At 52.2% G+C, this 24,643-nt stretch carries 18 protein-coding genes; 14 read left to right on the top strand and 4 right to left on the bottom strand.

Annotated elements, in window-relative coordinates:
- Positions 1-104: 104 nt before the first annotated feature.
- The 7 genes from OGX92_RS23095 (at position 105) to OGX92_RS23065 (ending at position 8,438) form a co-directional block, all read left to right on the top strand.
- A complete protein-coding gene (locus OGX92_RS23095) occupies positions 105-2,369 on the top strand; it encodes a ComEC family protein (RefSeq protein ID WP_197385102.1) in 2,265 nt (754 codons plus the stop codon).
- A gap of 36 nt (positions 2,370-2,405) precedes the next feature.
- Entirely contained in the window at positions 2,406-4,154 is a 1,749-nt protein-coding gene (msbA, locus tag OGX92_RS23090; protein WP_003831926.1) for a lipid A ABC transporter ATP-binding protein/permease MsbA, read from the top strand.
- Positions 4,151-5,128 (top strand): tetraacyldisaccharide 4'-kinase, encoded by a 978-nt coding sequence (lpxK, locus tag OGX92_RS23085; RefSeq protein WP_063940619.1) that lies wholly within the window; start codon positions 4,151-4,153, stop codon positions 5,126-5,128. Before msbA ends, lpxK begins: the two co-directional genes overlap by 4 nt.
- A gap of 41 nt (positions 5,129-5,169) precedes the next feature.
- Complete coding sequence (locus OGX92_RS23080) at positions 5,170-6,402, top strand: winged helix-turn-helix domain-containing protein (protein WP_063940618.1); 1,233 nt, start codon at positions 5,170-5,172, stop codon at positions 6,400-6,402.
- Positions 6,403-6,453: 51 nt separating this feature from the next.
- Complete coding sequence (ycaR, locus tag OGX92_RS23075) at positions 6,454-6,636, top strand: protein YcaR (protein ID WP_003035793.1); 183 nt, start codon at positions 6,454-6,456, stop codon at positions 6,634-6,636.
- The gene (gene kdsB, locus OGX92_RS23070) at positions 6,633-7,379 is read left to right on the top strand and encodes a 3-deoxy-manno-octulosonate cytidylyltransferase (RefSeq protein ID WP_003831932.1); all 747 of its coding nucleotides are present in this window, start codon (positions 6,633-6,635) and stop codon (positions 7,377-7,379) included. Before ycaR ends, kdsB begins: the two co-directional genes overlap by 4 nt.
- Positions 7,380-7,544: 165 nt before the next feature.
- Positions 7,545-8,438, top strand: a complete 894-nt coding sequence (locus tag OGX92_RS23065) for a YcbJ family phosphotransferase (RefSeq protein ID WP_003831934.1) — start codon at positions 7,545-7,547, stop codon at positions 8,436-8,438.
- Positions 8,439-8,531: 93 nt separating this feature from the next.
- On the opposite strand, the gene elyC is transcribed toward OGX92_RS23065, so the two are convergent.
- Positions 8,532-9,296, bottom strand: coding sequence for an envelope biogenesis factor ElyC (gene elyC, locus OGX92_RS23060; protein ID WP_063940617.1), 765 nt, complete (start codon positions 9,294-9,296; stop codon positions 8,532-8,534).
- A 135-nt stretch (positions 9,297-9,431) separates the two neighbouring features.
- Between elyC and cmoM the strand changes: the two genes are divergently transcribed.
- From cmoM to OGX92_RS23025, 7 genes are all read left to right on the top strand, one after another.
- Positions 9,432-10,235: a tRNA uridine 5-oxyacetic acid(34) methyltransferase CmoM gene (gene cmoM, locus OGX92_RS23055; RefSeq protein ID WP_003035803.1), complete on the top strand. Its 804-nt coding sequence runs from the start codon at positions 9,432-9,434 to the stop codon at positions 10,233-10,235.
- Complete coding sequence (mukF, locus tag OGX92_RS23050) at positions 10,228-11,550, top strand: chromosome partition protein MukF (RefSeq protein WP_003831939.1); 1,323 nt, start codon at positions 10,228-10,230, stop codon at positions 11,548-11,550. The genes cmoM and mukF overlap by 8 nt, the downstream gene beginning before the upstream one ends.
- The gene (gene mukE / locus OGX92_RS23045) at positions 11,531-12,235 is read left to right on the top strand and encodes a chromosome partition protein MukE (protein ID WP_003035809.1); all 705 of its coding nucleotides are present in this window, start codon (positions 11,531-11,533) and stop codon (positions 12,233-12,235) included. Before mukF ends, mukE begins: the two co-directional genes overlap by 20 nt.
- Positions 12,235-16,695: a chromosome partition protein MukB gene (gene mukB, locus OGX92_RS23040; RefSeq protein ID WP_286587133.1), complete on the top strand. Its 4,461-nt coding sequence runs from the start codon at positions 12,235-12,237 to the stop codon at positions 16,693-16,695. Before mukE ends, mukB begins: the two co-directional genes overlap by 1 nt.
- A gap of 273 nt (positions 16,696-16,968) precedes the next feature.
- A complete protein-coding gene (gene ldtD / locus OGX92_RS23035) occupies positions 16,969-18,720 on the top strand; it encodes a L,D-transpeptidase (protein WP_063940615.1) in 1,752 nt (583 codons plus the stop codon).
- Positions 18,721-18,897: 177 nt separating this feature from the next.
- Positions 18,898-19,446: a peptidoglycan L,D-endopeptidase MepK gene (mepK, locus tag OGX92_RS23030; protein ID WP_003831948.1), complete on the top strand. Its 549-nt coding sequence runs from the start codon at positions 18,898-18,900 to the stop codon at positions 19,444-19,446.
- Between the two features lie 28 nt (positions 19,447-19,474).
- Positions 19,475-20,122, top strand: coding sequence for an MBL fold metallo-hydrolase (locus OGX92_RS23025; protein WP_063940614.1), 648 nt, complete (start codon positions 19,475-19,477; stop codon positions 20,120-20,122).
- A 53-nt stretch (positions 20,123-20,175) separates the two neighbouring features.
- On the opposite strand, the gene aspC is transcribed toward OGX92_RS23025, so the two are convergent.
- The 3 genes from aspC to asnS all read right to left on the bottom strand — a co-directional run bounded on the left by aspC (position 20,176) and on the right by asnS (position 24,627).
- Positions 20,176-21,366, bottom strand: a complete 1,191-nt coding sequence (aspC, locus tag OGX92_RS23020) for an aspartate transaminase (RefSeq protein ID WP_286587132.1) — start codon at positions 21,364-21,366, stop codon at positions 20,176-20,178.
- Between the two features lie 183 nt (positions 21,367-21,549).
- A complete protein-coding gene (gene ompF, locus OGX92_RS23015) occupies positions 21,550-22,626 on the bottom strand; it encodes a porin OmpF (protein ID WP_003831952.1) in 1,077 nt (358 codons plus the stop codon).
- Positions 22,627-23,226: 600 nt separating this feature from the next.
- Positions 23,227-24,627 (bottom strand): asparagine--tRNA ligase, encoded by a 1,401-nt coding sequence (gene asnS / locus OGX92_RS23010; RefSeq protein WP_020996514.1) that lies wholly within the window; start codon positions 24,625-24,627, stop codon positions 23,227-23,229.
- Positions 24,628-24,643 lie beyond the last annotated feature (16 nt).

The raw sequence follows: 24,643 nt of genomic DNA, 5'->3' as shown, positions 1-24,643 counted from the left end.
CAACCATCACTAAATGTCTGCGGAACTCAGGCCGTATAACGATAAATTGATGCCAGACAACCGTCGAAGAGTACTGCACACTCCCTGTAACAGGGAGGTGATTGATGAAAATAACAACGGTGAGTACCTGCGCATTACTCGGTATCCTCCCACTCATGCTATTACCCATGCTGACAGGCATGTTGTGTATTGGCATTGTATTTTGTCTGGCATGTCTGCTCTGTTTTCTCCCCTACAAATATATGCGTTCCGCCGGACTAACCCTGCTGTTTTTTCTTTGGGGAATCCTGGCCGCGAAAGAGGCTATGTGGGCAGGTAATACGCTGCCTGCGAAAACCCAGCAAGCCATTGTGCGGATAACCGGAACTGACAATATGACAACGCACTACGGCCAGATCACTCACCTTCAGGGGAAACGAATCTTTCCTGCGCAAGGAATCGTCTTGTACGGGCAGTATTTACCCGGTGATGTTTGTGCGGGTCAGACATGGGCGATGACGTTGAAAGTCCGCGCTGTACACGGTCAATTAAACGAAGGCGGATTTGATAGCCAGCGTTACGCATTGGCGCAGCATCAACCGCTGACGGGACGATTCTTGCAGGCTTCGGTAATCACACCACAATGCAGTTTGCGTTCGCGGTATCTCGCCTCGCTGAAAACGGCACTCACCGACTATCCCTGGCAGCAGGTCATACTGGGTCTGGGAATGGGGGAGCGCTTGTCTGTGTCACAAGAGGTGAAAACAATTATGCGTGATACCGGCACGGCTCATTTGATGGCTATCTCCGGGCTGCATATTGCGTTTGCTGCATTACTGACCGCAGGATTGATACGTGCTGGACAATTTTTTATGCCAACAAGGTGGATTTGCTGGCAGATGCCATTAGTGGGTGGAATTGTCTGCGCCACATTTTATGCCTGGCTGACGGGGCTGCAACCCCCGGCATTACGAACGGTTGTTGCGCTGCTAGTCTGGGGAGCGCTGAGACTTAGCGGCAGGCAGTGGAGTGGATGGTCGGTCTGGATTTGCTGTCTGGCAGCCATCGTGGTGGTGGATCCTGTTGCTGTTCTTTCGCAAAGCCTATGGTTGTCTGCGTCCGCCGTTGCAGCACTGCTGTTCTGGTACCAATGGGTACCGCTCCCGGACTGGCCGCTGTCGCGTGCTGGACGTCAATTTCTGGCGCTGGCTCATCTGCAATTGGGTATTACGCTTCTGCTTCTTCCCGTGCAAATCGCAATGTTTCACGGTTTTAGTCTGACCTCGTTTCTGGCTAATTTGTTTGCCGTCCCTTTGGTCACGTTTGTTTCCGTACCCTTGATATTAGCAGGCATGATCATGCATTTAGCCGGGACGGTGATGGTTGAATCAGGCCTGTGGTATCTGGCGGATCGTTCTCTGGAGCTGCTATTTTGGGGGCTCAGAAGTCTGCCTGAAGGGTGGATCAATATTGATGCACGCTGGCAATGGCTCGCATTTTTACCCGGAATGATGATTATCGCATGGCGACTAAATATCTTGCGTACGCTACCGGTGGTCTGTTTCTCTGTGCTCCTTTTGCTGAGTGGGCCGCTTTGGCGTACACCGCGTACTGATGTGTGGCAAGTGCATATGCTGGATGTCGGGCAGGGGCTGGCGATGGTGATCGCGCGAAATGGGAAAGCGCTGCTTTACGATACCGGTCTGGCATGGCCTGAAGGCGATAGCGCACAACATCTGATTATTCCCTGGTTGCGTTGGCATAATCTGGAGCCAGAAGGAATTATTTTAAGCCATGAGCACATGGATCACCGCGGCGGGTTGCACTCCTTACAACAAGCCTGGCCGTCGCTATGGGTAAGAAGTCCGCTGAGCTGGAAAGGTCATCTCCCGTGTTTTCGCGGAGAGCATTGGCAATGGCAAGGGTTAACCTTCAGTGCGCACTGGCCTGTGCGTGGAAATACAGACCAGGGGAATAACCACTCCTGTGTGGTTAAGGTCGATGACGGATATCAGAGTATTCTGCTGACCGGCGATATCGAATCTCCTGCTGAACAAAAAATGCTAAGTCACTATTGGCAGCACCTTCAGTCGACGGTGATGCAGGTTCCACATCATGGCAGCAATACTTCATCATCACTGGCACTCATTCAGCGGGTTGACGGGCAGGTCGCACTCGCCTCTGCATCCCGTTACAACGCCTGGCGTCTGCCGTCCTGGAAAGTGAAGCAACGTTATCGGCAACAAAATTATCAATGGCTGGATACCCCCCATCAGGGACAGATTACGCTGGATTTTTATCAAAAAAACTGGCGCATACGCAGCATGCGGGATCAGATTTTACCTCGTTGGTATCATCAGTGGTTTGGCGTGTCGGAGGATAACGGGTAGAATATGCGGCTATTCTAACAAATGCTGGTTTTTTGAATGCATAACGATAAAGATCTCTCTACGTGGCAGACGTTTCGCCGACTATGGCCAACCATAGCGCCTTTTAAATCGGGTCTGATCGTGGCGGGTATAGCGTTAGTCCTTAACGCGGCCAGCGATACCTTCATGTTATCGCTCCTTAAACCATTACTGGATGATGGTTTTGGTAAAACGGATCGCTCGGTGCTGCTGTGGATGCCGCTGGTGGTCATTGGGCTGATGATAGTTCGTGGCTTAACCAGCTATGTCTCCAGCTACTGTATCTCATGGGTGTCAGGCAAAGTGGTCATGACCATGCGCCGCCGCCTGTTTGGTCATATGATGGGCATGCCCGTCTCCTTTTTTGATAAACAGTCTACAGGGACATTGTTATCACGTATTACCTATGATTCAGAACAGGTTGCGTCATCGTCTTCCGGCGCGCTGATCACCGTGGTACGTGAAGGGGCCTCAATCATTGGCCTGTTTATCATGATGTTCTATTACAGCTGGCAGCTGTCGCTGATCCTGATTGTACTGGCGCCAATTGTGTCAGTGGCAATCCGTGTGGTTTCCAAGCGCTTTCGTAGCATCAGTAAAAACATGCAAAACACCATGGGGCAGGTTACGACCAGTGCGGAGCAGATGCTGAAAGGCCATAAAGAAGTTCTGATTTTTGGTGGTCAGGAAGTTGAAACCAAGCGCTTTGATAATGTCAGCAACAAGATGCGTTTGCAGGGCATGAAGATGGTTTCCGCTTCTTCTATCTCCGACCCTATCATCCAGCTGATTGCGTCTTTGGCACTGGCCTTCGTGTTATATGCGGCCAGCTTCCCAAGCGTAATGGAAAACCTGACAGCAGGTACAATTACGGTTGTCTTCTCCTCAATGATCGCATTAATGCGTCCGTTGAAATCTCTGACCAACGTCAACGCGCAGTTCCAGCGCGGTATGGCGGCATGCCAGACCTTATTTACGATTCTGGATAGCGAACAGGAGAAAGATGAAGGTAAACGTGTGATCGATCGTGCTACCGGCGATCTCGAGTTCCGCAACGTGACTTTCACTTATCCGGGACGTGAAGTACCGGCTCTGCGTAACATCAACCTGAATATTCCAGCGGGTAAAACCGTTGCTCTGGTTGGCCGTTCGGGCTCAGGGAAATCCACTCTCGCCAGCCTGATTACGCGCTTCTACGATGTTGATGAAGGGCAGATTCTGATGGACGGACACGATCTGCGCGAATATACCCTGGCATCACTGCGCGATCAGGTTGCGTTGGTTTCGCAGAATGTGCACTTGTTTAACGATACGGTTGCCAACAATATCGCCTACGCGCGTACCGATATGTACAGCCGTGAGCAGATCGAAAAAGCGGCACAGATGGCCTACGCTATGGATTTCATCAACAAGATGGACAATGGCCTGGATACGGTGATTGGTGAAAACGGCGTCCTGCTTTCCGGCGGACAACGTCAGCGTATCGCTATTGCCCGTGCCTTGTTGCGTGACAGCCCAATACTGATCCTTGATGAAGCAACATCGGCTCTTGATACTGAATCTGAACGCGCGATTCAGTCTGCGCTGGATGAGCTACAGAAAAACCGTACTTCTCTGGTCATTGCTCACCGTCTTTCAACCATTGAACAAGCCGACGAAATCATCGTGGTGGAGGATGGTCTGATTGTCGAACGCGGGACCCATAGCGAGCTGATTGAGCAGCGCGGGGTGTATGCACAATTACACAAAATGCAATTTGGTCAATGATCGCACGTATCTGGTCTGGTGAATCACCGCTGTGGCGATTGTTACTTCCACTCTCCTGGCTGTATGGCCTGGTGAGTGGCTCGATCCGCTTATGCTACAAGTTGGGGCTTAAACGCGCATGGCGCGCGCCAGTCCCGGTTGTGGTGGTCGGAAACCTTACCGCGGGCGGAAACGGTAAAACGCCGGTGGTGATTTGGTTGGTTGAACAACTGCGACAACGCGGGATCCGCGTGGGTGTGGTGTCGCGTGGTTATGGCGGGAAAGCGACTGCTTACCCGCTGTTGCTAACCGCTGATACTACTACCGCAGAAGCGGGCGATGAACCTGTGCTGATCGCCCAACGTACCGGCGTGCCGGTAGCGGTATCCCCGGTAAGATCGGATGCGGTAAAAGCCATTTTGGCCCAACACGATGTGCAGATTATTGTGACGGACGATGGACTACAGCACTATCGTCTGGCGCGAGATGTTGAAATCGTGGTCATTGACGGCGAACGTCGGTTTGGCAACGGTTGGTGGCTTCCCGCTGGTCCAATGCGGGAACGTGCAGGTCGCCTTAAATCGGTGGATGCGACTATTGTTAACGGTGGCGTTGCGCAGCCAGGGGAAATCCCTATGCGACTTGAACCGGGGCTGGCCGTTAATTTACGTACCGGTGAACGCCGTGATGTGGCGCAATTGTCCAATATTGTCGCCATGGCGGGCATTGGTCATCCACCGCGTTTTTTTGCCACGCTGAAAGCATGTGGTGCCAGCGTGCAAAAAACTATAGCGCTGGCAGACCATCAGTCTCTGACCTACAGTGACGTCAGTGCGTTTGTAGACGCCGGGCAAACGCTGGTAATGACGGAAAAAGATGCGGTTAAGTGCCGGGCATTTGCCGATGAAAACTGGTGGTATTTACCTGTTGATGCACATTTGTCAGGCGATCGGCCTGATGTATTGCTGAATAGCTTAATCTCGCTGACTCGCTAACTGATTCACGCTGCGGCAGCGAATCATTTATGAGGCCATAAATGTCGTTGCCGCGCCTTTCTCTGATGGATGCCCGTCATCTTCACCTTGCTGCTCAAGGTCTGCTGAAAAAAACACGCCGCCGGGCAACCCCGGCAGATATTCTCGCGACCATTTCGCGCATGTCGTTACTGCAAATCGACACCATCAATATTGTGGCGCGCAGTCCATACCTGGTGCTGTTTAGTCGTTTAGGCGATTATTCCCCCCAATGGCTGGACGACTCGTTACAGCAGGGCGAACTGATGGAATACTGGGCGCACGAGGCCTGTTTTTTGCCGCGCAGCGATTTTATGCTGATACGTCACCGCATGCTGGCCCCGGAGAATATGGGCTGGAAATATAAAGTGGCGTGGATGAAAGAACATGCGCATGAGATTGAGCAACTGCTCCAGCACATCCAGCATAATGGGCCGGTACGCTCAGCTGATTTTGAGCATCCACGCAAAGGGACCAGCGGCTGGTGGGAATGGAAACCGCAGAAGCGTCATCTTGAAGGGTTGTTCACTGCCGGGAAAGTGATGGTCGTTGAACGGCGTAATTTCCAGCGAGTGTATGATCTAACCCATCGCGTCATGCCGCACTGGGATGATGAACGCGACCTGCTTTCGCAGGAAGATGCTGAAAGCGCCATGCTGGATAACAGCGCCCGTAGCCTGGGGATTTTTCGCGAACAGTGGCTGGCAGACTACTACCGCCTGAAGCGCCCGGCGCTAAAAAACTGGTGCAACGAACGGGCGGAACAGCGGCAGATTATTCCTGTCGACGTTGAGGGGCTAGGAGCCTTGTGGCTGCATAGCCACCTTCAGCCGCTGCTTGAACAGGCGCTGGCAGGCAAATTAACGGCGACCCACAGTGCAGTATTATCACCTTTTGATCCGGTGGTCTGGGATCGTAAACGGGCAGAGCAGCTATTCGATTTTAGCTACCGGCTGGAGTGTTATACGCCAGCACCGAAACGTCAGTATGGTTATTTTGTCTTGCCGTTGCTGCATCGTGGACAGTTGGTTGGGAGGATGGATGCCAAAATGCACCGTAAAACGGGTGTGCTGGACGTTATTTCGCTGTGGTTACAGGATGGGGTTAAGCCTGGAGTAACGTTGCAAAAAGGATTGTTTCAGGCGATTGACGATTTTGCCCGCTGGCAACAGGCAACACGCGTGACGCTGGGACGTTATCCTGAAGGTTTATTTGCTGATGCACGCCATGGTTGGGAAATAGACCCAGCCCTTTAAGCGATTATGTTAATATTTACGGATTCACAATCCGGTCCATCTGGAGGAACTATGGATCATCGTCTGCTTGAAATCATTGCCTGCCCGGTATGCAATGGCAAACTCTGGTTTAACCAGGAAAAACAGGAACTGATTTGTAAACTGGATAACCTTGCTTTCCCACTGCGTGATGGCATTCCCGTGTTACTGGAAACCGAAGCCCGTGTTCTGACTGCTGATGAGAGTAAATCATGAGTTTTGTGGTCATTATTCCTGCGCGTTATGCGTCCACACGTCTGCCGGGTAAGCCGCTGTTGGATATCAACGGCAAGCCGATGATCGTGCATGTACTGGAGCGTGCGCGTGAATCTGGCGCTGAACGTATCATCGTTGCCACCGATCACGAGGATGTCGCTCGCGCGGTAGAAGCGGTGGGTGGCGAAGTGTGCATGACTCGCGCCGATCACCAGTCTGGTACGGAGCGCCTGGCGGAAGTCGTCGAGAAATGTGGTTTTAGCGATGATACCGTTATTGTGAACGTACAGGGTGATGAGCCGATGATTCCGGCGGTCATTATTCGCCAGGTGGCTGAGAACCTGGCGCAACGTCAGGTCGGTATGGCGACTCTTGCGGCTCCGATTCACAGTGCCGAAGAGGCATTTAATCCGAATGCGGTAAAAGTCGTGTTGGACGCAGAAGGATATGCTCTCTATTTTTCACGCGCGACCATCCCATGGGATCGCGATCGTTTCGCCAAAAGTCTGGAAACGGTGGGAGACACCTTCCTGCGCCATCTGGGCATTTACGGCTATCGCGCTGGTTTTATTCGCCGCTATGTTAACTGGCAGCCAAGCCCGCTTGAGCATATCGAAATGCTGGAGCAGCTGCGAGTGCTGTGGTACGGCGAAAAAATTCACGTTGCCGTCGCAAAAGAAGTCCCGGGTACCGGCGTAGACACTGCCGAAGATCTTGAGCGCGTTCGCGCCGAAATGCATTAGTTTTTCTCACGGCACTCCTCCCATATTGAGGCGTATTTTTGGGAGGAGTGTCGTATCGTTGCGCTTTCCCTCCACTTTTCTTTTCATCAATTGATCTCATCCGGGTGACATCTGTCTGCACGACGCTCATTATGAAAGCAGTAGCATTTATGAGGGCAATCTGAAATGGAACAGTTGCGTGCCGAACTCAGCCACCTGCTGGGCGAAAAACTCAGTCGCATAGAATGCGTGAATGAAAAAGTGGATACGGCCCTGTGGTCACTGTACGACAGCCAGGGAAATCCGATGCCGCTGATGGCGAGAAGTTTCACCACGCCAGGTATGGCGCAGCAGCTGGCCTGGAAAACCTCCATGTTGGCGCGCAGCGGTACGGTGCGTATGCCCGTCATTTACGGGGTCTTAACCCACGAAGAGCATCCCGGTCCTGATGTGTTACTGCTTGAGCGTTTACGTGGCGTGCCGGTGGAAGCGCCAGCCCGAACGCCCGAACGCTGGGAACATTTAAAAGATCAGATCGTAGAAGGTCTGCTGTCATGGCATCGACAGGATAGCCGTGGCTGTGTGGGAATGGTGGATAACACGCAAGAGAATATCTGGCCATCCTGGTATCGCCAACGTGTTGAAGTGTTGTGGACCACGTTAAATCAGTTCAACAATACCGGGCTGACGATGCAGGATAAGCGGATCCTGTTTCGCACCCGTGAGTGTTTGCCCGCTTTATTTGAAGGATTCAATGATAACTGCGTGCTAATCCACGGTAATTTTAGTTTACGTAGCATGCTCAAAGACGCCCGTAGCGATCAGCTTCTGGCGATGGTCGGACCGGGTTTGATGCTGTGGGCACCCAGAGAGTATGAATTGTTCCGTTTAATGGATAACGCGCTGGCGGAAAGCCTGCTTTGGCAATACCTGCAACGCGCGCCAGTGGCTGAGTCCTTCATCTGGCGGCGCTGGCTGTATGTGTTATGGGATGAGGTGGCGCAACTGGTCAACACCGGACGTTTTAATCGATCTAACTTTGACCTGGCCACGAAATCACTGCTGCCGTGGCTCGCCTGATGAACATGTGAACGCCTTATCCGGCCTACAATTCTGCGCTGAACACGTAGGCCTGATAAGACGCGTTAGTGTCGCCATCAGGCAACATTACTGTCAATGTTCCGATCCCTTTAGCCACTGCCAGATTCGCCCCAACGTTTCGTAACCAACACGATCGCTATGCATCAACCAGACGGGAGAGGGGATCGCGCGCTCCCACGGATTAAGCGGTGAGTCAATCGCTAACTGGTTGGCTGGTGCGGGCAACGGATGTAGTCCGGCCTGTTGGAAGAAAATCATTGCTCGTGGTAAGTGCGATGCGGAGGTCACCAGCAGGAACGGCGCGCTGCCGATGGCCTGCTTCACCGCTGCGGCTTCTTCTTCGGTGTCTTTGGGTTTATCCAGCGTGATGATATCACCGGGCGGCACACCCAGTGACTGCGCTACGCGGGCGCCCGCTTCTGCAGTACTGACGTTATTGCTCTTTGCCGCAGCACCGGTAAAGATAAGCTTCGATCCCGGGTTAGCACGCCAAAGGCGAATACCTTCATTCAGACGCGGAAGACTGTTGCTGATCAGGTTTGAACTTGGCGCCCACTGAGGATTCCAGGTATACCCTCCGCCCAGCACCACAATGTATTCCACTTTTTGTGTATCCTGCCAGGTTGGATAGCTATCCTCAATCGGTTTCAGCAGACTGTCGGCGACGGGCTGCAAGCTTAGAAGTAACAGTGCCAGCCAACTCAGGCTAATGCACATTTTCCCTGTTTTTTGAAAGCGGCTAAACCAGAGCAGCGCCAGGCCTATACCCATGATAATGAGCATTAGCGGAAGTGGCAGCATCATACCGCCAATCACTTTCTTCAGCGTAAAAAGCATCCTTTTTGGTTCCTTTTTTAACCATACAGCAGGGGATCAGCAGGGATATTACACCAGGAAGGTTCATTCTCGGCGTGGGTGTGACAAAATAGCGGTTTTACTTAGTCACCCTAAAGCCAGCATGTGGAGAGCCCGATGCGGGATCGCAATTTTGATGACATTGCAGAGAAGTTTTCCCGTAACATTTACGGCACCACCAAAGGTCAGCTTCGTCAGACGATCCTCTGGCAGGATCTGGACAAACTTCTTGCCGACTATGCGGGCCAAACTTTGCGTGTGCTTGATGCGGGTGGCGGAGAAGGGCAGACAGCCATTCTGATGGCGCAGCGGGGCCATCACGTCACCTTGTGCGATCTTTCTGCTGAGATGGTGGCGCGAGCGCAACGGGCGGCAGAAGAGCAAGGTGTGAGCGACAACATGCATTTTATACATTGTGCCGCTCAGGACATCCCACAGCATTTGGATTCTCAGGTTGATCTGATATTGTTTCATGCTGTGCTGGAATGGGTGGCCGATCCGCAAGCCGTCTTAAAAACATTGTGGTCGATGTTACGCCCGGGCGGTGCTTTATCGCTGATGTTCTACAATGCAAACGGTCTGTTGATGCGTAATGTGTTGGTCGGTAATTTCGGCTATGTACAGCAGGGAATGTATAAAAAGAAACGGCGCACGTTGTCTCCCGATTTTCCGCGCGACCCTCAGCAGGTCTATGGCTGGCTGGAGGAGATTGGCTGGGAGATAACCGGAAAAACGGGCGTGAGGGTGTTTCATGATTATCTGCGTGATAAACAAAAACAGCATGACTGTTTTGATGCTTTAACAGAAATAGAAACACGTTATTGCCGCCAGGAACCGTATATCAGCCTTGGGCGCTATATTCATGTCACCGCGATTAAACGTCCGGCCCGAGCCGCAGATGCAAGGATAACCTATGAGTGAATTTTCCCAGACAGTCCCCGAACTGGTTGCCTGGGCCAGAAAAAATGACTTCTCCATCTCTCTGCCGGTAGACAGACTTTCGTTCCTGCTGGCGGTCGCCACATTGAACGGTGAGCGACTTGACGGTGAGATGAGTGAAGGTGAACTGGTGGATGCGTTCCGCCATGTTAGTGATGCGTTTGAGCAAACCAGCGAAACCATCGGCGTCCGCGCCAACAACGCGATCAACGATATGGTGCGTCAACGTCTGCTGAACCGCTTTACCAGCGAGCAGGCTGAAGGCAACGCCATTTACCGTTTAACGCCGCTCGGGATTGGCATCACAGATTACTATATTCGTCAGCGCGAATTCTCTACGCTGCGTCTTTCTATGCAGCTGTCAATTGTAGCAGGCGAACTGAAGCGCGCGGCGGATGCGGCAGCGGAAGGTGGTGATGAGTTCCACTGGCATCGCAACGTCTATGCGCCATTGAAATACTCGGTGGCGGAGATTTTCGACAGTATCGATCTGACCCAGCGCATCATGGATGAACAGCAGCAGCAGGTAAAAGACGACATCGCACAGTTGCTAAACAAAGACTGGCGGGCGGCGATTTCCAGCTGTGAAATGCTGCTGTCAGAAACATCTGGTACGCTGCGTGAGCTGCAAGATACGCTGGAAGCGGCAGGGGATAAGCTGCAGGCTAACCTGTTACGCATCCAGGACGCCACGATGACGCATGACGATTTGCATTTTGTCGATCGGCTGGTGTTTGATTTACAAAGCAAGCTCGACCGCATTATTAGCTGGGGCCAGCAGTCCATTGACTTGTGGATCGGCTACGATCGTCACGTTCATAAATTTATCCGTACCGCGATCGATATGGATAAAAACCGCGTCTTCGCCCAGCGTCTGCGTCAGTCCGTGCAGACCTACTTTGACGACCCATGGGCGCTGACCTATGCCAACGCCGATCGTCTGCTGGATATGCGTGACGAGGAGATGGTGCTGCGTGACGAAGAGGTCACCGGTGAACTTCCGGAAGATCTGGAATATGAAGAATTTAACGAGATCCGTGAGCAGCTGGCGGCGATCATCGAAGAACAGCTGGCTATCTACAAATCCAGACAAACACCACTGGATCTCGGTTTGGTAGTGCGCGAGTATCTGGCGCAATACCCACGTGCGCGTCATTTCGACGTCGCGCGTATTGTTATCGATCAGGCGGTACGCCTTGGCGTAGCGCAAGCAGACTTCACCGGACTGCCAGCCAAATGGCAGCCGATTAATGATTACGGAGCCAAGGTACAGGCGCATGTCATTGACAAATATTGAACAAGTGATGCCGGTAAAGCTGGCGCAGGCGCTGGCGAATCCGTTATTTCCTGCGCTGGATAGCGCCTTACGTTCGGGCCGCCATATCGGTCTGGATGAACTGGATAATCATGCCTTCCTGATGGATTTTCAGGAATATTTTGAAGAGTTTTACAGCCGCTATAACGTGGAATTGATCCGTGCGCCGGAAGGGTTCTTCTACCTTCGTCCGCGTTCAACGACGCTCATTCCGCGTTCGGTCCTGTCTGAACTGGACATGATGGTGGGTAAAATTCTTTGCTATCTCTATCTCAGCCCGGAACGCCTGGCGAACGAAGGGATTTTTACCCAGCAAGAGCTGTACGACGAGCTGCTAACGCTGGCAGACGAAGCGAAGTTACTGAAGCTGGTGAACAACCGTTCAACCGGTTCTGACGTTGACCGCCAGAAGCTACAGGAAAAAGTGCGTTCTTCGCTCAACCGCTTGCGCCGCTTAGGCATGGTGTGGTTTCTGGGCCACGACAGCAGCAAATTCCGTATTACGGAATCTGTCTTCCGCTTTGGCGCGGATGTGCGTAGCGGCGACGATCCGCGTGAAGCACAGCGTCGCTTAATTCGTGATGGTGAAGCGATGGCGGTCGAGAACCGTCTGCAGCTTAACGATGAGCCCGAAGAGAATCAGCCGGACAGTGGAGAAGAAGAATAATGATTGAACGCGGTAAATTTCGCTCACTTACGCTGATTAACTGGAATGGTTTTTTTGCCCGTACGTTTGATCTCGATGAGCTGGTCACCACGCTGTCCGGTGGTAACGGTGCGGGTAAATCCACCACCATGGCGGCATTTGTTACGGCGCTCATTCCGGACTTAACCCTGCTGCATTTCCGTAACACCACCGAAGCCGGTGCAACCAGCGGTTCACGTGATAAAGGCCTGCACGGTAAGCTGAAAGCAGGGGTTTGTTATTCAATGCTCGACGTCCTCAACTCGCGTCATCAGCGCGTGGTCGTGGGTGTGCGTCTGCAACAGGTTGCTGGTCGCGATCGCAAAGTGGATATCAAACCGTTTGCCATTCAGGGGCTGCCGATGTCGGTACAGCCAACCCAACTGGTGACGGAAACGCTGAACGAACGCCAGGCGCGCGTACTGTCTCTACCTGAGCTGAAAGAGAAGCTTGATGAGATGGAAGGCGTGCAGTTTAAGCAGTTCAACTCAATAACCGATTATCACTCGTTGATGTTCGATCTGGGCATCATTGCCCGTCGTCTGCGCTCCGCGTCCGATCGTAGTAAATTCTACCGTCTGATTGAAGCCTCGCTGTACGGCGGGATCTCCAGCGCCATTACCCGTTCACTTCGTGACTACCTGCTGCCGGAAAACAGCGGCGTACGTAAAGCGTTCCAGGATATGGAAGCCGCGCTGCGTGAAAACCGTATGACGCTGGAAGCGATTCGCGTAACCCAGTCTGACCGCGACCTGTTTAAGCATTTAATCAGCGAAGCGACCAACTATGTGGCCGCGGATTATATGCGCCACGCCAACGAACGCCGTATCCATCTGGATAAAGCACTGGAATATCGTCGTGAACTGTATACCTCGCGCAAGCAGCTGGCGGCAGAGCAGTACAAACACGTGGATATGGCACGTGAATTGGGTGAGCACAACGGTGCGGAAGGTGATCTGGAAGCTGATTACCAGGCCGCGAGCGATCACCTGAATCTGGTGCAAACCGCGCTGCGTCAACAGGAAAAAATTGAACGCTATGAGGCGGATCTCGAAGAACTGCAGGTCCGTCTGGAAGAACAAAACGAGGTGGTCGCGGAAGCCGTTGACCGCCAGGATGAAAACGAAGCCCGTGCGGAAGCCGCTGAGCTGGAAGTGGATGAGCTGAAAAGCCAGCTTGCCGATTACCAGCAAGCGCTGGACGTCCAGCAAACGCGAGCCATCCAGTATACTCAGGCGATCCAGGCCCTAAATCGGGCGAAAGAGCTCTGCCACCTACCGGATCTGACAGCCGACAGCGCCGCCGAATGGCTGGAGACTTTCCAGGCCAAAGAGCAGGAAGCCACTGAAAAGCTGCTGACGCTAGAACAAAAAATGAGCGTGGCGCAAACCGCGCATAGCCAGTTCGAACAGGCTTATCAGCTGGTGGCGGCGATCAACGGCCCGCTGGCGCGCGGTGAAGCCTGGAGCGTGGCGCGTGAACTGCTGCGCGAAGGCGTGGAACAGCGCCACCTGGCAGAACAGGTTCAGCCGTTGCGTATGCGACTGAGCGAACTGGAGCAGCGTCTGCGCGAACAGCAGGACGCCGAGCGTCTGCTGGCCGAATTCTGCAAGCGACAGGGTAAACAGTTCGATATCGAGGAGCTGGAAGCACTGCACCAGGAGCTGGAAGCGCGCATCGCCGCCTTGTCGGACAGCGTCTCGTCTGCCAGCGAACAGCGTATGACGCTGCGTCAGGAGCAGGAACAGCTACAATCCCGTATTCAGCATTTGATGAAACGGGCACCCGTCTGGCTGGCTGCGCAAAATAGCCTGAACCAGCTTAGCGAGCAGTGTGGGGAAGAGTTTACCTCCAGCCAGGATGTGACCGAGTATCTGCAACAATTGCTGGAGCGCGAGCGTGAGGCCATTGTTGAGCGTGATGAAGTCGGTGCACGTAAAAATGCGGTTGATGAAGAGATTGAACGTTTAAGTCAGCCGGGCGGGGCGGAAGATCAGCGTCTGAACGCGCTAGCGGAACGCTTTGGCGGCGTGCTGCTGTCAGAAATTTATGATGACGTTAGCCTTGAAGATGCACCGTACTTCTCTGCGTTGTACGGTCCTTCGCGCCATGCCATTGTGGTACCGGATCTGTCGCTGATTACCGAACAGCTTGAAGGGCTGACGGATTGCCCGGAAGATCTCTATTTCATCGAAGGGGATCCGCAGTCGTTTGATGACAGCGTCTTCAGCGTTGATGAACTGGAAAATGCGGTGGTGGTGAAAACTGCCGAGCGTCAGTGGCGTTATTCTCGCTTCCCGACGGTGCCTATTTTTGGGCGTGCAGCACGTGAAAGCCGTATCGAAACCCTGCATGCCGAGCGTGAAGGGCTGTCTGAACGTTTCGCCACGCTCTCCTTTGACGTCCAGAAAACCCAACGTCTGCATCAGGCGTTCAGTCGCTTTATCGGCAGCCATCTGTCGGTGGCGTTTGAAGCCGATCCAGAAGCGGAAATTCGCCAGCTGAATAGCCGTCGCGTTGAACTGGAACGTGCGCTGACCAATCATGAAAATGATAACCAGCAAAGCCGTATGCAGTTTGAACAGGCGAAAGAGGGCGTCTCTGCGCTGAACCGCCTGCTGCCGCGCTTGAATCTGCTGGCAGATGATACGCTGGCCGATCGCGTTGACGAAATTCGCGAGCGTCTGGATGAAGCTCAGGAAGCCGCGCGTTTTGTACAGCAACATGGCAATCAGTTGGCGAAACTGGAATCTATCGTTTCGGTTCTGCAAAATGACCCTGAGCAGTTTGAACAGCTGAAGGAAGACTATGCGTATTCCCAGCAGATGCAGCGCGATGCGCGTCAGCAGGCTTTTGCGCTGACCGAAGTCGTACAGCGTCGGGCGCACTTTAGTTATTCCGACTCAGCCGAAATGCTGAGCGGCAATAGCGATCTGAACGAAAAATTGCGTGAACGCCTGGAACAGGCGGAAGCCGAACGTACCCGCGCTCGTGAAGCGCTGCGCAGCCACGCCGCACAGTTAAGCCAGTACAACCAGGTGATGGCATCGCTAAAAAGCTCTTATGACACCAAAAAAGAGCTGCTTAACGATTTACAACGTGAACTGCAGGATATCGGCGTTCGTGCGGACAGCGGTGCTGAAGAGCGCGCGCGTATCCGCCGTGACGAACTGCATGCGCAGCTCAGCAACAACCGTGCACGCCGCAACCAACTTGAGAAAGCGCTGACCTTCTGCGAAGCGGAGATGGAAAACCTGACCCGCAGACTGCGCAAGCTGGAACGTGATTATCATGAAATGCGCGAGCAAGTAGTCACCGCCAAAGCCGGCTGGTGTGCAGTCATGCGGATGGTGAAAGATAACGGTGTGGAACGTCGTCTGCACCGTCGCGAGTTGGCCTATCTTTCCGGTGACGAACTGCGTTCGATGTCGGATAAGGCGCTCGGTGCGCTACGTCTGGCGGTTGCAGATAACGAGCACCTGCGCGATGTGTTGCGTCTGTCTGAAGATCCAAAACGTCCAGAGCGTAAAATTCAGTTCTTCGTCGCGGTTTACCAGCATCTGCGCGAACGTATTCGCCAGGATATTATTCGTACCGACGATCCGGTTGAAGCCATTGAACAGATGGAGATCGAGCTGAGCCGTCTGACGGAAGAGTTAACCTCACGCGAACAGAAGCTGGCGATCAGCTCACGCAGCGTGGCGAACATTATTCGTAAGACTATTCAGCGTGAACAGAACCGTATTCGCATGCTGAACCAGGGGCTGCAAAGCGTGTCGTTTGGCCAGGTCAACAGCGTTCGCCTGAACGTCAATGTGCGTGAAACACATGCTACCTTGCTGGACGTACTTTCAGAGCAGCATGAACAGCATCAGGATCTGTTTAACAGCAATCGCCTGACCTTCTCAGAAGCGCTGGCGAAGCTGTATCAGCGTCTGAATCCGCAGATAGACATGGGGCAACGCACGCCGCAAACCATTGGTGAAGAGCTGCTGGATTATCGTAACTATCTGGAAATGGAAGTTGAGGTTAACCGTGGCTCTGACGGCTGGCTGCGTGCTGAGTCTGGTGCGTTGTCAACGGGGGAAGCGATCGGGACCGGGATGTCTATTCTGGTGATGGTGGTGCAAAGCTGGGAAGATGAAGGCCGCAGATTGCGCGGGAAAGATATCTCTCCTTGCCGCCTGCTGTTCCTTGATGAAGCTGCACGACTCGATGCGCGTTCTATTGCGACCTTGTTTGAGCTGTGTGAGCGTTTGCAGATGCAGCTGATTATCGCTGCGCCGGAAAACATCAGCCCAGAGAAAGGCACCACCTACAAACTGGTGCGTAAAGTCTTCCAGAACACTGAACACGTTCACGTGGTGGGGCTGCGCGGATTTGCGCCTCAGTTACCGGAACCGCTGCCGGGGACTGAAGATGCCTCCTCGCAGGCAAGCTAAGTAATAAGTAAAAAGGCGGCTACATGGCCGCCTTATCTTTTTCCGAAAAGACTTCATGCCTGGTGTAATTTCTTTAGACTTCTTTACATTAGGTTAGGCAAAAAGTTTTTGATGTTTATATACTAAAGGTAAAGGTGAGCCTAACGCGTCACAGGCTTGCTCGTCATACTTCAGTTTGTATTGGCGTTATACAGGTCCGACCCTCGTCAAAATAAAGGGGAATACAGACGGCCTGGCTATTCAGAGTATGATAAAGAAAACAGGGGGCAAGGGATGTTGCTTAATAAAATGTGTGGTCGTCGGCTGTCGGCAATAAGTTTGTGCCTGGCCGTAACATTCGCTCCACTGTTCAATGCGCAGGCCGATGAGCCTGAAATGATCCCTGGCGATAGCTCTGCGACCGTCAGTGAACAGCCAACAGCGTTATCGCAGCCGCAGGTTCAATCTTCTGCGACGGCTATCATGGCGGGTATTCAACCGCTGCCAGAAGGCGTGTCTGTCGATAAAGCCCGCGCCGAAATACACTCTCAACTGCCAGCAGGTTATACGCCGGTTTACATGAGCCAGTTGGAACTGCTGTATGCCGCACGCGAAATGAAGCCGATGTGGGAAAATCGTGATGCGGTAAAGGCATTTCAGCAACAGTTAGCCGAGATCGCAATTGCCGGCTTTCAGCCGCAGTTCACTACCTGGGTTGCACTTCTGACTGACCCGGCAGTAACCGGTCAGGCGAGAGACATCGTGCTCTCTGATGCGATGATGGGGTATTTGCACTTTATCGCTAACATCCCTGTCAAAGGTAATCGCTGGCTTTACAGCGATAAGCCCTATGCGCTAACGACGCCGCCGATTTCCGTCATCAACCAGTGGCAGGTCGCACTGGATAACGGTCAACTGACTTCATTTGTGGCCAGCCTTTCGCCTCAACATCCGCAGTATGCAGCCATGCATGAATCACTGCTCAAGCTGGTGGGCGATTCACGTCCCTGGCCGCAACTCACCAGTACAGCAACGCTGCGTCCGGGGGAGTGGAGTAATGACATCCCCGCGCTGCGTGAAATTTTGCGTCGAACCGGGATGCTGGAGCCTGCCGTCAGTACGTCTGGCAAAGAAGGGCGTGGTACCTACGATCGTGAATTGGTTGATGCGGTAAAGCGTTTTCAGACGTGGCAGGGACTTGGCGCAGATGGCGCGATTGGCCCAGCCACACGTGACTGGCTGAACGTGACGCCTGCTCAGCGTGCGGGCGTGCTAGCGTTAAATATTCAGCGCTTGCGCCTGCTGCCGAGTGAGCTGTCTACCGGTATCATGGTGAACATTCCTGCCTATTCGCTGGTTTATTATCAGAATGGCAATCAGGTGCTGGCCTCGCGAGTTATTGTCGGGCGTCCCGATCGTAAAACGCCGATGATGAGCAGTGCGCTGAATAACGTGGTCGTTAACCCACCGTGGAACGTTCCGCCGACGCTGGCACGTAAAGATATTCTGCCTAAGTTATGGAATGATCCGGGATATCTTGAACGTCACGGCTATACCGTAATGCGCGGCTGGAACAGTAAAGAGACGATAGATCCGTGGCAGGTTGACTGGGCGACCATCACTGCGTCCAATCTGCCGTTCCGCTTTCAGCAGGCTCCGGGCGCACGTAACTCGCTAGGACGCTATAAATTCAATATGCCGAGTTCGGACGCTATTTATCTGCACGATACGCCGAACCACAATCTGTTCCAGAAAGATACGCGGGCGTTAAGCTCCGGATGCGTGCGTGTGAACAAGGCATCTGAGCTGGCGAATATGCTGCTACAGGATGCGGGTTGGAATGATTCACGCATCTCGGATGCCCTGAAGCAAGGGGATACGCGGTATGTGAATATTCGCCAGAATATTCCGGTCAACCTCTACTATCTGACCGCATTTGTCGGCCCTGATGGGCGCACGCAGTATCGTACAGATATTTACAATTACGATCTGACAGCGCGATCCAGCGCACAAATTGTGTCAAAAGCCGAGCAATTAATCAGATAAATGAAGCAGTTCGAGGAAAATGATTGTCGTAAGTTATGCTGGAAACGGGGCAAAATGGCTGTGAGCCCCGTATTTCCTGGGGTTGGGAGCCTTGACGTGGACTACTTAGCCAGATAAGGTTTCCCGCGTGCGCTAGAGCATACATACGATAACATTGACCTTGTAGACCTTAATACCATGGACAAATTTGACGCTAATCGCCGCAAACTGCTGGCGCTTGGTGGTATTGCCCTCGGCGCTGCCATCTTGCCTACGCCTGCGTTTGCAACACTCTCTACCCCACGTCCGCGTATATTGACTCTGAATAACCTGCATACCGGTGAGTCAATAAAAGCAGAGTTTTTTGATGGCAGGGGCTATATTCAGGACGAATTAGCAAAGCTTAACCACTTTTTCCGTGATTTTCGGGCCAATAAAGTGAAATCTATTGACCCGGGACTGTTTGATCAACTCTTCCGTCTGCAGGGCCTGCTGGGCACGCGTAAACCCGTACAGCTGATTTCCGGCTATCGCTCTATCGATACCAATAATGAACTCCGTGCACGTAGCCGTGGTGTGGCCAAGAAAAGCTACCACACTAAAGGTCAGGCCATGGATTTCCATATTGAAGGCATCGCATTAAGTAATATTCGCAAAGCTGCGTTATCTATGCGCGCAGGTGGTGTAGGATACTACCCCAGCAGTAACTTTGTGCATATTGACACCGGCCCTGCACGGCACTGGTGATCCATAAGCTTAATGAAACAGGAGCTGTATGAACTATCGTATTATTCCGGTCACTGCATTCGCCCAGAACTGCTCGCTAATCTGGTGTGAGCAGACTCGTCTGGCCGCGCTGGTCGATCCCGGCGGCGATGCCGAGAAAATCAAACAGGAAGTGGATGCCAGCGGTCTGACGCTAATGCAGATCCTGCTTACTCACGGTCATCTTGACCATGTTGGAGCGGCGGCTGAACTGGCACAACATTATGGTGTACCGGTTATTGGTCCGGATAAAGAAGATGAGTTCTGGTTACAGGGACTCCCTGCTCAGAGCCGCATGTTTGGCTTGGGAGATTGTGAGCCGCTGACGCCCGATCGCTGGTTGAATGAAGGTGACCGGATAAGCGTTGGCAACGTGACGTTACAGGTTCTGCATTGTCCGGGTCATACACCGGGACATGTGGTCTTCTTTGATGAGCAATCAAAGTTACTGATTTCTGGTGACGTGATTTTCAAAGGTGGCGTAGGGCGCAGCGATTTCCCGCGCGGTGATCACAGCCAACTAATCGATTCGATTAAACGTAAACTATTGCCGTTAGGCGATGACGTAACGTTTATTCCGGGTCACGGCCCACTCTCTACGCTGGGTAATGAACGCTTACATAACCCGTTCCTGCAAGATGAAATGCCTGTCTGGTAATTCGTTTAATAAATAAAAAGGCCGCTATTGCGGCCTTTTTTGTGCGCGATAGATTACAGTACTGCGACAATCGCTTCGCACAGTGGCGCCATGTTGTCTGGCGTCATTCCTGCCACGTTTACGCGTCCGGAAGCGACAGCGTAGACACCAAACTCTTCACGCAGACGCAGAACCTGCTCTTTGGTCAGGCCGCTAAACGAGAACATGCCGTTCTGTTTGATGATAAAGCTGAAATCGCGGTTTGCACCTTTCTCTTGCAACGTATTCACAAACAGTAAACGCATGCGCTGAATGCGCTGGCGCATATCAGTCAGTTCCTGTTCCCAGATGGCACGCAGCGCGTCGTTGCTCAGAATCGTGGCCACTACGGATGCACCGTGTGCTGGTGGGTTGGAATAGTTAGCGCGAATGGCTGATTTCATCTGGCTGAACGCACGGTCAACGGTTTCAGCATCGGCAGCAACCAGCGTACAGGCGCCTACACGCTCATTGTACAGTCCAAAGTTCTTGGAGTAGGAGCTGGCAACGATCAGCTCTTTGTGCAGAGCCGCAAATGTGCGCAGACCTTCTGCATCTTCTTCCAGGCCACGGGCAAAGCCCTGGTATGCGAAGTCAAACAGCGGTAACCAACCTTTTTCGACAGACATCTGAGCCAGCGTTTGCCACTGTTCCAGCGTAGGATCGATACCGGTAGGGTTATGGCAGCAGCCGTGGAATAGCACCACGTCGCCAGCCTGCGCTTCGCTGAGGCTTGCCAGCAGCGCATCAAAATCTAACGAGTGGTTTGCTGCATCGTAATAGTTGTATTCACAAACTTCCAGGCCTGCAGAGTTAAAGACGCTCTTATGGTTCGGCCAGCTTGGATTGCTCACCCATACGCGTTTAGCCGACGTATTTTTTGCCAGGAAATCAGCTGCCACACGCAGTGCACCAGTGCCGCCAGGGGTTTGTGCGGTACGTGCACGCTTATCGTTGATCAGCGAACTTTCTTTACCAAACAGTAATTCCTGAGTGCAGCGACCAAACTCTGGAATACCGTCAATGCCAAGGTAATTTTTGGTGGTTTCATTTTCCAGTATATATTGCTCGGCTTTTTTAACGCTGGTCAGTACCGGCGTTTTGCCTGTCTCATCTTTATATACACCGATCCCCAGGTTTATTTTTCCAGGGCGGTCATCGGCACGAAACAAATCAGCCAGACCCAAAATGGGGTCGGCAGGAGCGGCAGTAATGTTCTCAAACATGACGAGGTTCCATAGTGATTACAGAAGGGAAGTCCGCTATCAGGTTAACGGTAGATTTACAAAATGCCAACCGTTACTGACGAAAAGCTGAGGTGTTTTTTTAAGACGCAAGAATCCGCTAGCAGATATAAAAAAACAGGACCGAAGTCCTGTTTTTTAGGCATTTAACAAAGAGGTCTGCTATTAGAACTGGTAAACGATACCCACTGCAACGGTGTCGTCAGAGCCTACGCCCAGTTTGTTGTCAGAATCGATCTGGTTGATGATGTAATCAACATAGGTGGACATGTTTTTGTTGAAGTAGTAAGTCGCACCTACTTCGAAGTAGTTCACCAGATCTACGTCGCCGATTCCTTCGATGTCCTTACCTTTAGATTTGGTATAGGCGAGGGACGGACGCAGGCCGAAGTCGAACTGGTACTGAGCAACCAACAGTACGTCTTCAGTTTTGTTAGCGTAACCGTTAGAGATACGGGTTGCGTTACGGGTTTCGCTGTAGTTCGCTGCCAGGTAAATGTTGTTCGCATCGTACTTAACACCGGTCGCCCACTGCTCAGCTTTCGCGCCGCGGCCATAGGCCAGCTGCTCTTGCGCGTTGGTACGGTCAGCTGCACCGTAAGCACCCACGATACCGAAACCATCCATTTCGTAGCTTACGGAACCGCCAACGCCGTCGCCGTTAGAACGGGTTGGGCTGCTAGAGCGTTCGTTTTTACCCAGGTACTGTACAGCGAAGTTCAGGCCTTCAACCAGACCGAAGAAGTTAGAGTTACGGTAGGTTGCGAGACCGCCGTTACGCTGGGAGAAGAACTGGTCAGAAGCAGCGGTATCACCACCGAATTCTGGCAGCATATCGGTGTAACCCAGAGCATCGTATACAACGCCGTAGTTACGACCGTAATCGAAGGAGCCTGCGTCACCAAATTTCAAACCAGCAAACGCCAGACGGGTTTTGTTGCCTTTCTGGGCATCGTCACCGCCTTCTGCGTTATTGCCGCTGAACTGGTATTCCCACTGGCCGTAACCGGTCAGTTGGTCGTTAATCTGAGTTTCCCCTTTGAAACCAAGACGGGCATATGTCTGATCGCCGTTAGCAGCGTAGGCGTTATCACCGTTGTGCTTGGAAAAATAATGCAGACCAACGGCTTTACCGTATACGTCTACTTTGTTGCCATCTTTGTTATAAACTTCTGCAGCGTTAGCTGCCCCGGCTACCAGCAGAGCAGGGATAACCACTGCCAGAATATTGCGCTTCATCATTATTTATTACCCTCATCGGTTTTTATATGACACCTGCCACTGCCGCCAATAAATTCCGTCAATCAAAATTTACGGAACTATTGATGAGAGTTTGGTGTCTTTATGTGTCTGACAGGCATCTTTCCATTCAAACTACCGTTTCGCTACCGTCAAAGTGCTACAAATATAAAGATTTGGTTTCAAAAAGAAAAAATGTGTAGCAAAATGTTATTTTTGTGCAACTTTGTGAACAGCGTCAAACTTCGGATGCCCCTGCGCTTAAAATTCTCGTTTTTATTTCTATTTATATGATTTTCTTATGTTTAATTTTGCTAAGGTCATTTTTTCTCCGTTCTGCCGGAAAGTTCGGATTTTACAGGTAACGATTTTTGGACGTCTGGAGTGCCGTGCGAGAGGCTGAAAAATGTACTATTTAATCAGAAAATGCTAATCCACAATAAAATTGCTGATTATTTTTTGTGCAAATGTATTGCGATGAAATATTACGTAACAGGTGGAGGAGATTGAAAGGTTGTGTTTAACGTGAGATGGGTATCCAGATAACACGAAAAGGGTATAAAAAAGGCCAGCAATGCTGGCCTTCAAAACAATAACGCACGTTTAGAAGGTGGCGTTACGTGGAGTACGCGGGAACGGAATAACATCACGGACGTTCTGTACGCCGGTGACGTAAGCGATCAGACGCTCGAAGCCCAATCCGAAGCCGGAATGCGGAACGGTACCGTAGCGACGCAGGTCGCGATACCACCAGTAATCCTCTTTGTTCAGACCCATTTCCAGCATACGGGCATCCAGCACGTCCAGGCGCTCTTCACGCTGAGAACCACCGATGATTTCACCGATTCCCGGGGCCAGTACGTCCATTGCAGCAACGGTTTTACCGTCTTCGTTAAGGCGCATATAAAACGCTTTGATATCTTTCGGGTAGTTTTTCACTACCACCGGCGCTTTAAAGTGCTCTTCAGCAAGGTAACGTTCATGCTCAGAAGACAGATCCACACCCCAGTAAACTGGGTTTTCGAACTGTTTACCGCATTTTTCCAGAATGCTTACCGCGTCGGTGTAATCCACCTGCGCGAAGTCAGCGTCAATGAAACGTTCCAGGCGTGAAATCGCGTCCTTGTCGACACGTTCAGCGAAGAATTTCATATCATCCGCACGCTCTGCGAGTACGGCTTTAAACGCGTACTTCAGCATCGCTTCAGCCAGGCCTGCAACATCGTTCAGGTCAGCAAAAGCTACTTCTGGTTCCAGCATCCAGAACTCTGCCAGGTGACGACTGGTGTTAGAGTTTTCTGCACGGAACGTCGGGCCAAAAGTATAAATTTTAGATAGGGCGCAGGCGTAGGTTTCACCGTTCAGCTGACCGGAAACGGTCAGGAAGGCCTCTTTACCAAAGAAGTCTTTGTCGAAATCGACTTTACCCTGATCGTTACGCGGCAGGTTTTCCAGATCCAGCGTAGAAACACGGAACATTTCACCGGCACCTTCTGTATCGGAAGCGGTGATCAACGGAGTCGATACCCAAAAGAAACCCTGCTCGTGGAAGAAACGATGCAGAGCCTGCGCCAGCGTATGACGTACACGCGCTACCGCACCAATCATGTTGGTACGCGGACGCATGTGCGCCACTTCACGCAGATACTCAATGCTGTGACGCTTAGCTGCCATTGGGTAAGTGTCAGGATCTTCAACCCAGCCCGTTACTTCAACCTCAGTGGCCTGAATTTCAAAGCTCTGTCCTTGTCCAGGAGACGCAACGACTTTACCCGTTACGATAACTGAACAACCCGTCGTCAGGCGCAGTACGTCCTGATTGTAATTGGGCAGAGAATTATTGATGACGGCCTGTACAGGATCAAAGCAGGAACCGTCATAAACGGCGAGGAAGGAGATGCCAGCTTTTGAATCTCGGCGGGTACGCACCCATCCGCGCACGGTGACTTCGCTGTCAACGGCTACGCGGCCCTGGAGTACGTCGGCTACAGGCACAACGCTCATAATATTCTCTCTGTTA

This window comes from Citrobacter sp. Cpo089 (genome assembly GCF_030332695.1).
Lineage (GTDB): Bacteria > Pseudomonadota > Gammaproteobacteria > Enterobacterales > Enterobacteriaceae > Citrobacter > Citrobacter portucalensis.
The sequence above is the reverse complement of the archived record's forward strand: the minus strand, read 5'-3'. Positions and strand labels throughout refer to the sequence as shown.